Origin of the sequence: Mesorhizobium sp. B2-1-1, assembly GCF_006442975.2 — a bacterium.
Lineage (GTDB): Bacteria > Pseudomonadota > Alphaproteobacteria > Rhizobiales > Rhizobiaceae > Mesorhizobium.
Genome location: NZ_CP083954.1, coordinates 2,296,905 through 2,311,317 on the forward strand (window position 1 = coordinate 2,296,905; position 14,413 = coordinate 2,311,317).

Annotated in this window: 12 protein-coding genes; 1 reads left to right on the top strand and 11 read right to left on the bottom strand. The window is 59.6% G+C overall.

What is annotated here, in order from left to right:
* Window positions 1-8 precede the first annotated feature (8 nt).
* The 8 genes from FJ972_RS11300 to FJ972_RS11335 all read right to left on the bottom strand — a co-directional run bounded on the left by FJ972_RS11300 (window position 9) and on the right by FJ972_RS11335 (window position 8,946).
* On the bottom strand, window positions 9-311 hold the full coding sequence (locus FJ972_RS11300; RefSeq protein ID WP_181165450.1) for an Hpt domain-containing protein: 303 nt from the start codon (window positions 309-311) through the stop codon (window positions 9-11).
* Window positions 312-556: 245 nt separating this feature from the next.
* Window positions 557-1,561, bottom strand: coding sequence for a response regulator (locus FJ972_RS11305; protein ID WP_140525718.1), 1,005 nt, complete (start codon window positions 1,559-1,561; stop codon window positions 557-559).
* On the bottom strand, window positions 1,558-2,595 hold the full coding sequence (locus FJ972_RS11310) for a chemotaxis response regulator protein-glutamate methylesterase (RefSeq protein ID WP_140525719.1): 1,038 nt from the start codon (window positions 2,593-2,595) through the stop codon (window positions 1,558-1,560). The genes FJ972_RS11305 and FJ972_RS11310 overlap by 4 nt, the downstream gene beginning before the upstream one ends.
* 22 nt (window positions 2,596-2,617) lie before the next feature.
* Window positions 2,618-4,885, bottom strand: coding sequence for a hybrid sensor histidine kinase/response regulator (locus FJ972_RS11315; RefSeq protein ID WP_140525720.1), 2,268 nt, complete (start codon window positions 4,883-4,885; stop codon window positions 2,618-2,620).
* Window positions 4,882-5,586 (bottom strand): chemotaxis protein CheW, encoded by a 705-nt coding sequence (locus FJ972_RS11320; protein ID WP_140525721.1) that lies wholly within the window; start codon window positions 5,584-5,586, stop codon window positions 4,882-4,884. Before FJ972_RS11320 ends, FJ972_RS11315 begins: the two co-directional genes overlap by 4 nt.
* Entirely contained in the window at window positions 5,586-6,821 is a 1,236-nt protein-coding gene (locus FJ972_RS11325) for a CheR family methyltransferase (protein ID WP_140525722.1), read from the bottom strand. Before FJ972_RS11325 ends, FJ972_RS11320 begins: the two co-directional genes overlap by 1 nt.
* Window positions 6,821-7,285 (bottom strand): chemotaxis protein CheW, encoded by a 465-nt coding sequence (locus FJ972_RS11330; protein WP_140525723.1) that lies wholly within the window; start codon window positions 7,283-7,285, stop codon window positions 6,821-6,823. The genes FJ972_RS11325 and FJ972_RS11330 overlap by 1 nt, the downstream gene beginning before the upstream one ends.
* Before the next feature lie 23 nt (window positions 7,286-7,308).
* Window positions 7,309-8,946: a methyl-accepting chemotaxis protein gene (locus FJ972_RS11335; RefSeq protein WP_140525724.1), complete on the bottom strand. Its 1,638-nt coding sequence runs from the start codon at window positions 8,944-8,946 to the stop codon at window positions 7,309-7,311.
* A gap of 1,248 nt (window positions 8,947-10,194) precedes the next feature.
* Between FJ972_RS11335 and FJ972_RS11340 the strand changes: the two genes are divergently transcribed.
* A complete protein-coding gene (locus FJ972_RS11340) occupies window positions 10,195-10,593 on the top strand; it encodes a hypothetical protein (protein ID WP_140500741.1) in 399 nt (132 codons plus the stop codon).
* 266 nt (window positions 10,594-10,859) lie between these two features.
* Here the strand turns inward: FJ972_RS11340 and FJ972_RS11345 are convergent, their stop codons facing one another.
* Genes FJ972_RS11345 through FJ972_RS11355 form a run of 3 tightly spaced genes read right to left on the bottom strand, consistent with a single transcriptional unit; the run spans window position 10,860 to window position 14,387 of the window.
* Window positions 10,860-11,798 carry an ABC transporter permease gene (locus FJ972_RS11345; RefSeq protein ID WP_140525725.1) on the bottom strand — a complete coding sequence of 313 codons (939 nt, stop codon included), beginning with the start codon at window positions 11,796-11,798 and terminating at the stop codon, window positions 10,860-10,862.
* Window positions 11,791-12,873: an ABC transporter permease gene (locus FJ972_RS11350; RefSeq protein WP_224680353.1), complete on the bottom strand. Its 1,083-nt coding sequence runs from the start codon at window positions 12,871-12,873 to the stop codon at window positions 11,791-11,793. The genes FJ972_RS11345 and FJ972_RS11350 overlap by 8 nt, the downstream gene beginning before the upstream one ends.
* Window positions 12,870-14,387 carry an ABC transporter ATP-binding protein gene (locus FJ972_RS11355; protein ID WP_140518204.1) on the bottom strand — a complete coding sequence of 506 codons (1,518 nt, stop codon included), beginning with the start codon at window positions 14,385-14,387 and terminating at the stop codon, window positions 12,870-12,872. Before FJ972_RS11355 ends, FJ972_RS11350 begins: the two co-directional genes overlap by 4 nt.
* Window positions 14,388-14,413: the final 26 nt, after the last annotated feature.

A 14,413-nucleotide genomic window follows, 5' to 3' on the forward strand; every position in this document is an offset into this window, starting at 1 on the left:
CTGCTGAGTCACTTCAGCGTCCGCTCGATCTCCGTGATAAGCGCATCGAGTGCGGCGTGCGAGGCCCCATCGTCCGCCTGCTCGATCAGCAATGTCTCCAACGCCGATGCCCGCGCGCTGATCTCCGCAAACCCGAATGTCCCCGCGGCCCCGGCGAGCGAGTGCGCGGTGGGAATCAGGGTGTCGTTGGAGCCCACTGACGGGCCTCTCTGACGCGCCGCCCTCAACTCCGCGAGTTGAGTGGCGCACCGAGCCAGGAAACGCTGTCGTAAGGGGGCGAAGGGATCATTCAGAATGGAAGGGGCCTCCATGGATGGCTTTAGAGGTATTCAAGCAGAAAACTCGGTGGAGTGGAACGAACTGCTTGCGGTCCACGCTCCTGTCAGAGCAGAACTGCGGCGCCCGCTTCAGCCAAATGCAATGGCGATGAGTTTTTGATGTCCAACTGCGGAATGAGCGAGCTGGTCGGCATAGACCTTCTTGAAGGCCGGCGAGCGGGGTGCATTCAACGTATTTTCAAATGTTTGGAGCCTGCTGCGGTTTGCCTAGCCACTCGTCAAGCGCGGGACATCTGAAGCGCAATACGATTTCGTCCTTCCGATTTGGCACGAAAAAGAGCCAGATCGGCGGCATTGACGAAATCCTTCGGCGTTTCGTTCTCGGTGGGCACCGCTGTTGCGACGCCAACGCTGATGGTCACGCGATCCGAGCCGTGGGGTATGTTCAGCTCCCGCACGCTCTGGACGAGCTGCTCTGCGATCGCACTGGATTGTTCCAGTAAAGTGTCGACCAGCACGATGACGAACTCTTCGCCTCCGTACCGCGCAGCGAGATCGGTGGAACGGCCGGAACCGCTCTGGATTACGCGGGCGATTTGCTTGAGCACCTCGTCGCCGGCCATATGGCCATAGGTATCATTGTATCGTTTGAAGTTGTCGGCATCGATCATCAACAGCGACAATGGGGATTGTGCGCGAAAAGCACGCTTCCATTCAGACGCCAGATATTCGTCAAAATAGCGCCTGTTGCCGAGGCCCGTCAGGCCATCGATCCGCGTCAGACGTTCAAGCTCGAGATTAGCACTGATCAGCTGTCGCTGGCTTTCCCTTAGCGCTCGGTATGCAGCTTCTCGCTGGACGTGATCCAGATAGGCCCGCGTGTGATATCGAACGCGTGCAATCAGCTCGATACGATCCGGAAGCTTTACGAGATAATCGTTCGCTCCCGCAGCGAACGCTTCGCCCTTGGTGGCTGGGTCTTCCTTGCTCGACAGCACAATGACTGGTACCGCGCGTGTCGAAGCATGCTTCCGGTATTCTCGCACCAGATGCAGCCCATCGACCCCGGGCATGACGAGATCCTGCAGGATGACGGTTGGCTTTACCTCGTCGGCGACCGTGATCGCTCTCAAAGGGTCGGTGCAGAAGTGTAACGAGATATCAGGCTCGCTGGCTAGAGCGCGCCTGACCGCCTCGCAAACCATGATCTGGTCATCGATGAGCAGAACCATGGATGAATAGTTATCTGCAAGTGGTGGGACCAGCTGTGGTTCTAGCGTCATCGGACGAACCCTTTCACCTGGAGCGCTGAAAGGGCTTCGATTATGCGTGAGCCGATCGCACTCAAAGGAAGAATATCAACAGCCGCGCCGACATCGGCGGCGGCCTTCGGCATGCCGTAAACGGCGCTGGTTGCTCTATCCTGCGCGATTGTGAGATGCCCCTTGTCGCGGAGCTGTCTCAACCCGTGCGCACCATCCTTGCCCATGCCTGTGAGCAGGACTCCAATCACCGAGCCAGGCCACCATTGCGCGGCACTTTCGAAGAACACATCTACGGACGGCCGATAAACGCTGTCCTCGGGGCTAGGCGTATAGCCAAGTTGCTGAGCTGACTTGAAAACCAGATGATCCGCGGAACTGGCAATGAGAACGGTGCCCGCTTGAGGACTATCGTTTTCCCGCGCTGGACGGATCGGGAGAGGCGTATGCTGGCCGAGCCAATCAGCAAGGCCTGGAACGAATTGGGCATCGAGATGCTGTACGAGCACGATGGCGGCGGCGAAATCAACGGGAAACGCGCTCAGGACTGCGGCAACGGCGGCCGGCCCGCCAGCAGAGGCACCGATTGCAATTAGCCGTCGAGCTGTCGGCTCAGCCGCACGGGACATCCTCCTTCTTGCCTTGCCCGGCGCATCGCCGATCAGCTTGCCGATCGTTGCTATCTTGTTGGTCAACAGCCGTGCGGATTGCGAGGACGCATCACCTTCGATGCCTACTGAGGGAATATCGACGGCGTCGAGCGCGCCATGCGCCATCGCTTCGTAGACGCCGGCGACGTTGGCTTCGATACTGGCGGTCACCAGCAAGATTGAACATGGGGTTTCCGCCATGATTCTGCGGGTCGCTTCCACCCCGTCCATCTCTGGCATCGCTAGATCCATGAGTATCAGATCCGGCAGATCACGTCTGCAGACCTCGACCGCCTCACGCCCATTGGTCGCAATCCATGCGACTTGGTGTTCGCCGGTCGACATGACCAGCCGGCGCAGAAGTTCAACCGCCATCGGCATGTCGTTGACTACGCCAATTCTCATTCGTTGATCGCCAATTTCGATCTCATTCAGTCGCCTCGCCGATCATGTCCACGACGGCATGGATCAGCGCCTCGTCCTGAAAGGTACTCTTGGTCAGATAATAGTCGGCACCGGCGTCAAGCCCGCGCGAGCGGTCTTCTTCCCGATCCTTGTATGAAACGATCATGATGGGTGTGTTCCTGAGATGGACGTCCTTTCTGATCAGGCTCACCAGTTCGATACCATCCATGCGCGGCATGTCTATGTCAGTGACGACGAGATCAAAAGGACCAGATCGGACGGCATTCCACCCGTCCATACCGTCGACTGCCACTTCGACGTCATAACCGTGATTGCCCAGCATCTTGCGCTGGAGTTCGCGAACCGTGAGTGAATCGTCAATCACCAGCACGCGCTTGCGTCTGCTCGGTCCGGGACCGCCCGCGGCTCGCCGAAGGGCTCGAAATCCGCTGGACGACGCAAGCTTTTCCACCGATCGAACCAGATCATTGACGTCGAAGATCAGAACAGGCGAACCGTCCTCCATCAGGGCCGCTGCGCTGATGTCCTTGATCTTGGCAAACCGGGAATCGAGAGGTCTGATCACCAGTTCGCGTTCCCCGAGAAAACGGTCGACGATTACGCCGTAGGCGTCCCCCCGACCCGTTTCCACCACGACGACCGAGAGTTCCTCTGGTTCGGACGCAGACTCTCCTCGATCCAGCACCTCGCGCGCTGTCACCAACCCGATCTGTCGATCGTTCAAGCGAAAATGCGGGCGGCCCTGCAGGAGGTTGATCTCCACCCGCTGCAATTTCATTGTCTTGGAGATGGCAGCGAGTGGAAACGCATAGGGCTCCCCATCGACTTCGACGAGTAAGGTGCGCAGGACTGACAACGTCAGCGGCAGTTGCAGTTGAAACCGGGTTCCTCGACCAAATTCCGAGGAGACGCTCGTGATTCCGCGAACCTCCTTCGTCATCGCCTGCACTGCGTCGAGTCCCACGCCACGGCCGGAGACGTCGGACAGGCCAACTTTCATCGAAAAGCCGGGCAGAAAAAGGAATGCCAGCAATTCCGTTTCGCTGAGCGCGTCGGCGCTTTCCCTGGTTGCAAACTGCCGGGCGACGACAGTCTCGCGCAGCTTCGAGAGCTCGATCCCTCTGCCGTCGTCCACCACGGCTATTTGCAGCAGTCCGGCATTGTGCCTCGCTTCGAGCCTGATGAGTCCCTCTTCGGGTTTGCCGGTTGCGAGGCGCTCATCAGGCGGTTCAAGCCCATGGTCTACCGCGTTGCGCAGAAGATGCCCCAAGGGGGCATCCAGCTGCTCGAGGATATCGCGGTCGATGCCGGTCGAGCCGCCTATGATCTCCAGTCGCACTCGCTTGCCAAGTGTACGACCGAGGTCGCGGACCGTTCTTGCGTAATGTCTCACCCCGTCTTCAAAAGGTCGCATCCGGCTCGCCAACGTCTCCTCGTACAATCGGTTGGCAAGATCGGTGGCTTTCCGATCGACTGAATCCAACTCATCGAGACGCTCCGCCAAGAAGGCTTGGCTCAACCGAAGCTTTCGCTGCGTTTCAACCAGCGCTTCCACCACAGCCGCATCTTTTGTGACCGGCAGCAGCACTGCATCAAGATTGTCGAACGCACTTGCGATGTCTGATTGAAGGTGCTTCAGCCGCAGCAGCCCGTCAGCGAATGGCCTGAGCCGCCGAGCTTCCATCAGCGACTCGCCGGCCAAACCGAGCAATCGGTTCAGGCTTTCTGCCGTCACCCGAACCATTCTATCTGAGCCGATGCTCCCTCGGGCTTGAGCTTTCGGCTCGACAAGGGGGTTCGCTGACGAGGTTGCCGCCGGCTCCTTTCGGCTATGCTCTGGCGTTGCGAAATCAGCTGCCGAATCTTGGGGTGCGGGCTCGGGGAGGGACAGTTCCTCAAACTTCGCCAGAAAGCTTTCGACTTCCGGGTTGACGCTCTCGTTCGATGATCCCGATGCGATCAATTTCAGAAGGTCAGAGCCTTGCAGAAGCGCATCTATATGCTCCTTGCGTACCCTCAGATGCCCACGTTGCGCGGCGACCAAGCAATCTTCCATTGCATTTGCAACTTTGACGGCGGGCGTCAGATCGATGATGCGGGCTGCTCCTTTCAGCGAATGCGCGGCCCGCATGCATTCTTCCAGTGCGTCGGTGGCGACAGGATCGCGTTCGAGCGCCAGAAGGCCGGAGGTCAAAGCCTGTGATTGCGTCTCCAGTTCGGCCTGGAAAAGGCTCAACATCGAAACCTGGCTGAAGTCCTCATCTGTCATGCCATGCTCCGATCCATCATCGTGAGCAGTTGTCCCGGGTCGAGACAGCCAACAGCCCGTTCCCGCCAGGGCAAAACGGCAACAGTAGCCGCCGACAGCGTCTTGCCGATCGTAGCTGGCACGGCGAGAGTGTCGCGTGCCCGGTAGCGATGTAAGCCGTGGACCTCATCAACCGTGAAAGCAACCCGCTTGTCCCGCTCGCCCACCACGACGAGGCGGCGAAATATCTTGGCTCGTCTGCCTTGTTCCTCCTCCTTGGGTTCGTCGATCCCGAGCAATTCAGCGAGCGACAGGCAAATCAGCAATTCGCCCCGGACATTGGCGATGCCGAGCACTGCACTATTCCTGCGGTGTGGAAGGGAATGAACGGGACGGGATTCAGCCACTTCATGAAAAATGCCAGCTGGAAGCGCCAGCCATTCGTGCCCCAACCGGAAGAGAACGGCCGTCTGTGGCGCTTCATCGTCCGCCGAAACGACCGCTGCACGACCAGCGCTATCGGGCCATTCGCCGCGATATGCCGAGGGCGCCGCACGATCAAGGAGGCGCCGTGCAATCTTCCTGTAGGTCGGGCAATTCCGGCAGTGTAGATGCTGCTCCAGTTGGGGACAGGACTTGTCACCCCGAACGCCTATCCGCCGCCAGCAATCGTCGATTTCAATCTGCTCCACTGGCAGAGCGATCCTTGTCGAAGCCGGCATCAGGTGCCGCTCCTTTTCTGGACCCGGACCAGCCTGTCGGCCAGCGCCTCGGCGCCGCTGTGGTCGCCTTGCTTGCGAAGCAGCAAAGCCAGGTGGACCAGAGCCTCTCGATGATTTGGCGCGAGATAGAGTGCCTTGCGATAGCTTTGCGCGGCCTTGGATGCAGCGCCATCCGCATCCTGAACGAGGCCCAGCAGGTAGAAGATTTGCGCGGAAGGACCGAATTTCTCGAGATGGGCGAGGGCGACCTCCTGTGCCTCCTTTACCCGACCCGCATTGGCGATCCGTTCAACCGCGACTAGGCTTTCCGAGACCTGATCAACGGGCTTGGCCAGGGCCGGCGCACTGTTTTCCTTGCCGACGGTCAGTCGTGGCCGAAGAACGGGCTTGCTCTTGTTGAGCTTCGGGGTTGATGTCCGCACCGGGATAGCAGTTGTCGGCGCCGCGGCCTTGATGGGCTCCGATTCTAGGAAGGCAAAGGCCAAGGGCCATTCAGCGGAAATAAAGCCATGCAGCCTTGGAAGTGCTGCTTCCGCGGGACCGACCAGAAGAAGTCCGTCCGTGGCCAAGAGGTCTTTCAGGCGGGTCAATGCGCGATCCTGCAGTTCGCGATTGAAATAGATCAGCAAATTCCGACAGAGTACGATGTCGTAGACCTCTTGCCCAAAAATTGCGCGAGTACCGAATAGGTTGCCGACCCTGAAGCGAACCTGTTTCAGCACCGCAGCACTGGGCCGCAACCCACCCTCGACCGCTTCGAAATAGCGGTCCCTGAATTCGAGATAGCTGCCGCGAAAGGAATTGCGCCCGTAGACGGCACGTTCAGCCAGCGCGATATTGCGGGTACTGACGTCCACCGCATCGATGTTGAACTCGTGCGCCTCAAAACCGGCATCGAACATGGCCATTGCGACCGAATAGGCCTCTTCACCGGTTGAACATGGCAGGCTCAAGACTTTTGTTGGCTGAGCACGCTTGTGCACGCGCGCATGCCGCGCCAACATCGTGAACGCTTCTCGGTCGCGAAAGAACCAAGTCTCCGGGATCACCACCGCATTGATCAACTCCTGAAGCTCCTGCGGGGAACCGGTCAAGTGTTCCCTATAGGCCTGAGGATTGGCAATCCGGCACGCTGCCATCCGGTCTCTGACCGCCTGACGGACCACTGTCGGGCCAACGCTGGCACTGTCCAGTCCAATGGTTTCCATCAGGAGCTTTTCTATTGCGCCGGTCATTAAACACCCATCACGGCCTGGCGGAGCAATGCGGTACGAATCTCTTCCGAAAGCAGCGCTTCCGCTTTGACCCACTGAATGATCTCCGTGCCATCCGAAGTCACCGGACCAAGATAAGACGGCGTTCCTGGCTCGAGGCCGAACGGCGCGAAGTCGGCAGGGTCTCGCTCGACCGTATCCGTCACCCGTTCCGCGACCAACCCAAGCAGGCGTTGCTCGCCATCTCGCGCCGGGTAGCGCGTAACAACGATCCGGGTGCTCAATAGGCGCTCCGATGGCCGGCCAAGCGCAAGAAGAGTAACATCGATGAGAGGGATGGGTATTCCGTTATAACTGACCAGGCCGACCACACCGGTTGGCGCACCCGGCAGAACTTTCACATCGATATAGGGCAGCACCTCTTCAATTTGGTGGACATCGATCAAGTAGCGATCCGAACCCATACTGAAGGCGAGGAATAGCATTATCACCTCCTACTGCCGGCCCGCTATGCTCTCAGCTTGAACCTTGAAATGCTGCTTCGCATGCTACCTGAGACTTGATTGAGCTCGTCGATCGCGAGCGTCGATTGCTGAAGGGACTCGACTGTTTGCTGAGCTGCCTCGCTTAGCTGGGTTAGCGTGTCGCTTATCTGTCCCGCGCCGATCGCTTGTGCTTGCATGCCTTCATTGGCGACTTCGAAACGTGGCACCAACCCCTGGACCTGCTGGATGATGTCGAAGAGTTGCCCGCCGACCTGCTGGATTTCGTGCATGCCCCGGCGGACCTGCTCGGAAAACTTGTCCATGCCCATCACACCGGCAGCGACTGCCGACTGGATGTCTTTGACCATCTGCTCGATATCGTAAGTGGAGACGGCCGTCTGGTCCGCAAGCCTTCGGATCTCTGTCGCCACCACTGCAAAGCCCCGGCCATATTGGCCGGCCTTCTCAGCCTCGATGGAAGCGTTGAGCGACAACAGGTTCGTCTGATCGGCCACTTTGGTGATGGTCGTCACCACCTGATTGATGCTGCCAGCTTTCTCGCTCAGGATCGCGAGTTTGGAATTGATCGCACCCGCCGCGTCCATGACCTGCTGCATGGTTCCTTCCATACGGGTCAGCCCCTCTTGCCCTCCGCCGGCGACGGCCGCCGTTTGCTCGGCAACTGTCGAGACCTCGTTCATCGTGCGAACCAGCTCGTTTGAAGTGGCGGAAATTTCCTTGGCTGTCGCGCGGATCTCAGTTGTGGTCGCGGCGATTTCAGTCGCTGTTGCCTGCTGCTGCTTGGAGGTTGCAGCAATCTCAGTTATCGACGTGCCGACCTGTATGCTGGACCTTTGTACCTGACCAATGAGAGTTGTGAGATCGTCTGCCATTGCGTTGAAGCCGTCGGCAAGCACGCTGAATTCGTCCCGGCGCCTCAGATCGAGGCGTTCGCTGAAGTCGCCTTGCCGTATCATTTGAACTGCGTCGACCAAACGTGTGAGCGGAGCTGTGATAGCGCGGAACAGCTGGTAACCCAAAAGAAGGGCTAGTCCGAGGGCTATCAACAAGCCCACGCTCAAACCGACTTCCGCCGTGCTAACGATTGAGCTGATTCGCTGCGTCGCGCTGTTTGCCTCGCCTCTGTGATCCTCGAGCATGGCTTGCAGAGCGGACTGCAATTTCACAAAGATCGGCTCTACCGTGTTCTTGATGACCGGGCTTTCATTGGGAGTTTCACCTTTCGACAAGGCAGCTCGGCTCGTGTCCAGCACAGCAGTTTCCGCCAGCCGAAATTGGTTGGCGAGTTCTTTGACGACTGCGTAATTCTGCTTGTCGATGTCGGAGACGATCGTTGCTTCATACTCGTCCATCAACCGCCGCACTTGGTCGCGATTGGTCGCGATCGTGCTTTCAAGCGTGCTTTTATCCGACGGGTTGTCCTGGAGGGCATATTCCTGAAGCAGGCTATGTGCCTTCATCTGCCCCATCATGATCTCGGTGCTGTGATAGAGGTCTGGAAGGATGCCCTTCTCGACCTCAGTTGCCTCCCGCTCCGCCTGAAGAAACCAGGCGTACGCGATAACGGCGATCACGGACATAACCACCAGAACGGCAGCGAAACTGACGAGGATGCGGTGGCGTATTGTCAGACTCGTCATGGAACCGGTTCACCTATGGGGGCATTGAGGCCTGCGCGAAAAGCGCTCGTTCCGACGTTTCGAAAAGGTGCGTCGAAAAGCAGCAGTCTTATGCAGAATGGTTTCTTTTCCGTTCCATCGCTAATGATGGCGAAGCGGCTCGCCAGTCGGCGCCCCCAATAAGCGTGGTCAAAGGCATGTCTCGCCGTCGACATAGATAAACCCGACATCGGCTGGGGCGGCACGCACCGTCAAGTGGAGCGTGCATGAGCTGCTTGAGGCCAGGAGTTGAATGACTGCTTAGCCCGCTTGATGCCGAAAGCCGACCTCTCGCTTGCGTCCCCTAATTTCACCTTGAATCCAACGCAAAGTAAAAAAGGGCCGAGCTGAGACACATATGGTGTGCACGCCGAGCGGACTTTGCGCTGCCGCCCGAGAACCATCTTGGAACGAAGCCAAACGTTCTCTAATTGCAGATGCTGGTGACTTGGAAGGACGCGCACAACGGAAATCCAAGGAATTTTCGACGCACTCGCAACATCCAAGCATGAGCGGTGGAGAGAAGTTCTATACTCACCTGTTCGACCCGGGGCCTGATGACCGTCCCATGCCGGGGTTGATCCATATGGCGTGGCGTCGCAGGCGCGAACCTTCAAATTTTCCGTGATAAAGAGAATGCTGGATTCAGTAGGCTGACAATTGTAGTGCCGAGAATAGATGAGGCCCGCAATCGCTTGAAGAAATTGGAGTGAAGCTGACCGCTGAACCGGAGGCTGACTGCGGAAGGATCGCTACGAGTTCATCTGCAAGGCGTGGGCGTCACAGCCGGAACGCTTCAGACTCAATCCGCTCCAGCAAATGCCGGGACCAAACATTTAGGCGATCAACCGGGGTGGGCAAGATGTGCCGCGTGCGCAGATATCAGGGCCCTGAATCTGCCGCTCAACAGGCACCTCGCCGCTGGCCAATCGCTCGCCGCTGGAAAACGCGGCCGCGCTGGCTGAGGAAAAACATCTTCGGCTGGGCCGGCGACTCTATGCCATGAAGCCTCCGGCAGGCTTGGACTGCGCGAAAAAAGGCGGCGTCGCCCGGCTGGGTCTGTCACACTACACCACGACGGACGAGGTCGACCAAGCCATAGAGGCCGTTGCCCGGCTCGCGGTCCGACGGGGGGCATTAAGTAGGCAAAAAGGGGACCATCTGTGGCTGCTGTGGATAATGGTCCTGGTGTCTTGCTGATTGGGCCAGCTAGCGCGCACTCTCACAGCTATGGTGGCAGAGCATGTCGAATTGGCCTTGTTTGAGCAGTCACTCGGCAACATCGAAGGCCTCAATCGACCGTTCTGTGATCGTGTGGCGGACGCTGCGGAAAAAACCGAAGGGTCGGTTCTGTTCGATGTCCGCGTTGACGGCGATACCTGGGTTCAGCGGATAGCTGCGATTGGATATGGCGTGATAGGTACAGCTATAATCGTGATGGGGAAGAACGGACAACTTAGATGCGCATCGGTAGACGGGGATACCGCTCTTTTGGTGTCAGAACTGGCTGCCTGGAATGCGTCTCCGCTTGGTGAGCAAGCGAAGATTGATCAACGCGGAGCAGCCAACATCCTGCTGGCGACGCTCCGTAGTTCAGGTCACTTCGGCAGTGGTGGCTGGCGTTCCTGAGCGAGGCTTATGCAGCCTTCTGGCTAACCACCAGCGGGATAGTCGAGTTCCAACGATCCAGATTTCCAGGGCGGCAAATTGCTTGCCCTGTGACGTCCCGTGACTGACGGTCAGGTCTCCCTGCCTGGGCGGGTTGGGCTACAATACCGGCTCCGCCAAAGCGGTCGATCTTGCTGGAAGCTTGCTGCCGCGGTCACGGGTTGGGCCATGCCGCATAGCAGCTACGTACAGGCAGCCTTACAGCAGCAGAATGAAAACCGACCGCCCTATTCCCGCCTGTACGGCACGCCCAGCATAGCCGGTGCGCTGGTCCGCGAGCGACGGATCATCAACGCAACGATCGCCGCAACATAAGGCATCATCAACATATATTGGTAGGGGATGGCGATACCGACGCCCTGGATTTGCAATTGCAGCGCGTCGAGGAAGGAGAACACCAGAGCCGCCACGAAAACCGGGTAGGGGCGCCATAGGCCGGCGATGACGATGATGATGGCCAGCCAGCCGCGCCCGTTGGTCATGTCCGGCACGAAACGCGCCGCCTGGCCGACGGAGAGAAACGCGCCGGCAACGCCCGCCATCAGGCCGCCGAAGAGCACGGCGGCATATTGCACCGGCGCGACCTTTACCCCCTTAACATCGAGGGCCTTGGGATTGTCGCCGGCGCAGCGCACGATCAGTCCATAACGCGTCCGGAACAGGAAGAGCCATACCGCCGGCACCATCAGAAAGGCTATGTAGGTCAGCACCCGCTGGTCAAACAGGATGGGGCCCAGCACGGGAACATCGCTCAGCCCTGGCACCGGCACATCGGCGAAGAAAGGGATGGTCGGCGTCTTGCCGTCGCCAGCGAAAGCGGAACGCAACCAGTATGTGGAAAGGCCGGCGCCGAGCAGGTTGACGGCAAGACCGGTGACGATCTGCTCTACTTTCAGCGTGATCACCAGCACGGCAAAGACGAGAGCCATCAGCGCGCCGGTAAATCCGGCAGCGAGGACGCCCAGCCATAACGACCCGCTTTCATAGGCGGCGAGATAGCCGGTGAAGGCTCCCATCAGCATCATGCCCTCAAGACCCATATTGTAGACGCCGCTGCGCTCGGCGATGAGTTCGCCAAGTGCGGCGAGCAGGAGCGGGGTGCTGATGCGGATGGTGGCCGCCGCCACACTGACCAGGATTGAGGTTTGAAAGAGTGCGTCAAGCACGGCCGACCCTCCGCAGGCGGAAATTGCACGCTGCCCAGCCAGCTAGGAAGAACAAAAGCAGGATCGCCTGGATGGCGTATATCAGCGCCGAGGGCACGCCGGTCTTGATCTGCATGAGCGTAGCGCCGTTGAGCAACGCTCCGAACAGCACCGAGGCAACGACGACGCCAAGCGGATGCAATTGGCCGAGGATGGCCACGATGATGCCGCTGTAGCCGTAACCTGCTATTACGCCTGCCTTCAGGCGGTAATGGACGCCGTAGACTTCCGTGATCCCCGCGAGCCCCGCAAGCGCGCCGGAAACCAGAAGCACAACTATGACCAGCCTTCGAGTATTGGTGCCCTGTACATCGAGCGCGCGCATGTTGGACCCGGCAGCCTTGATCTCATAGCCCAGCGGTGTGCGCGTCAACAGCATGTGAACCAAGCCAGCCGCCACAATCGCCAGCAGGAAGCCGGAATGCAGGCGTGAACCGGAAAACAGCAACGGAAGCACCGAGCCCGGATCGACCTTCGGCGTCTGTTCGAAGAAGGCGCCCGCCTCGCTCCATGGGCCGCGCAGCAGCAGCAGCGAAAGGACATAGACGATGATGTAGTTGAGCATGACGGTCGAGATCACCTCATCGACCGAGAAGCGGGTCTTCAGCACGCCCGCAAGGCCGGCATAGAGTGCGCCGCCGACAATGCCACCGATTATAACCACAGGAATTTGGATGAAAGGCGAAAATCCGGTGAGATTGTGCTGCGCCCAATAAGCGAACATGGCGCCGGCAAAAACCTGGCCTTCGGCGCCAATGTTCCAGATACGCGCGCGGAAGGCGACACAGGCGGCAAGACCGGTGAAGATCAGGGGCGTTGCCTTGACCAGCGTTTCGCCGGCGGCGCGCAACGAGCCAAAGCTGCCTTTCAGGAGAGCCGTGAAGGCGGCACCCGGGCTGGCGCCCGCGGCGGCGAAAAGCAGACTGCAAACCAAAACCGCCGCGATCGCCGCCAAAGCAAGTGCAACAATGCGCGCGGTCGGCCGCGGTTCCAGCCGGCGCTCGAGGCGCCACTCCACGAGATTGAAATCGGTCACGCCGCAGCCTCGCTCCCATGGCCGGCCATCAGGCTGCCGATTTCGTCATAGGTGGTTTTTTCCGTATCGAGCACCGCAAGGATGCGGCCGCGAAACATCACACATATACGACGGCTGAGAGCGAAAAGATCCTCCAGTTCCTCGCTCGCAAGCAGGATGGCGCAGCCTTCGTCGCGCTTGTGCAGGAGTTGTCGGTAAACGAATTCGATGGCGCCGACATCGAGTCCGCGCGTCGGCTGGTTGCACAGCAGAAGCCGCTTCGCTTTGGCGAACTCGCGGGCGAGGATGACCTTCTGCGCGTTGCCGCCAGACAATTTGCGAGAGGGTGACGACGGCCCGGTTGCGGCAATCGAATAGGCAGCGATGACCATGCGCGCATTTGCGTCGAGCGCCGCGGTGTCGATGAATGGCCCATTGCGCCAGCGCGTTTGCCATTGTTGGCCAAGGACAAGATTCTCGCCGATATCGAGATCGGCAACGAGCCCGTCGCGGAAGCGGTCGCTGGGCACGTAGCCAATGCCTTTCGCAGCAACCGTCGCCGGTGAGTACGCCTGCAGAGTTTCGCCATCGAGCAAGACCGTGCCGCCGTCGGGCGCGGCGAGGCCTGCGAGGCACTCGAACAGCTCGTCTTGGCCATTCCCGGAAACGCCGGCGATGCCGACGATCTCGCCGGCTGCGATGTCGAGCGATGCGTTGTCCAGCACGGGCCTTCCATCGCGCAGGTGCGTGAGCCCACGCACCGAAAGCACCGTCTCGCCGGTCGCTTTCGCATCTGCGGCGCGCGCCGGCGCCGCAACGGAGCGGCCGACCATCATGGTGGTGAGTTGGTCGCGGCTGACGTTCGAGGTTATGACCGTTCCGACCAGTCTGCCCTTGCGCAGCACGCTGACCCGGTCGGATTGCATCACTTCCGACATCTTATGGCTGATCAGCACGACCGACAGATCTTCACTGGTGAGCCGCCGCACGATCGCAAACAGGCGGCGCGATTCCTCGGGCGTCAGCACCGCCGTCGGTTCGTCGAGGATAAGCAGTCTGGCGCCAGTGTAGAGCGCCTTGACGATCTCGACCCATTGCTGTTCGCCGACGGAAAGGTCGCCGACGTGCCGGTGTGGGTTGAGCGAGATGCCGTAGGTGGAGCAGATCGTCTCGATCCTGGAGAGAGCCTCAGCCCGGCCCAGCCGCCAGCCGGAGCCCGTTCCTACCGCCACATTCTCCAGCACAGTGAAGTTGGGCACCAAGACGAAATGCTGGTGCACCATACCGATGCCGGCGCGGATGGCTTCGCCCGGCGAGCCTAGCTGGACGGTCTTGCCGTCCACCCGAATTTCGCCGGCGTCTGGCTGGTAGAGCCCGTAGAGGCAGGACGACAGTGTCGACTTGCCTGCGCCATTCTCCCCCAACAAGCAATGCAATTCTCCGGGCATGACGTCGAGCGAGACGTCGTCATTGGCAGCAAGCGCAGCGAAACGCTTCGTCAGGTGCCGAACCGACAGGCGCGGTATCTTGCTCATCTCGGATCGGCCCGGCACCACCTCCG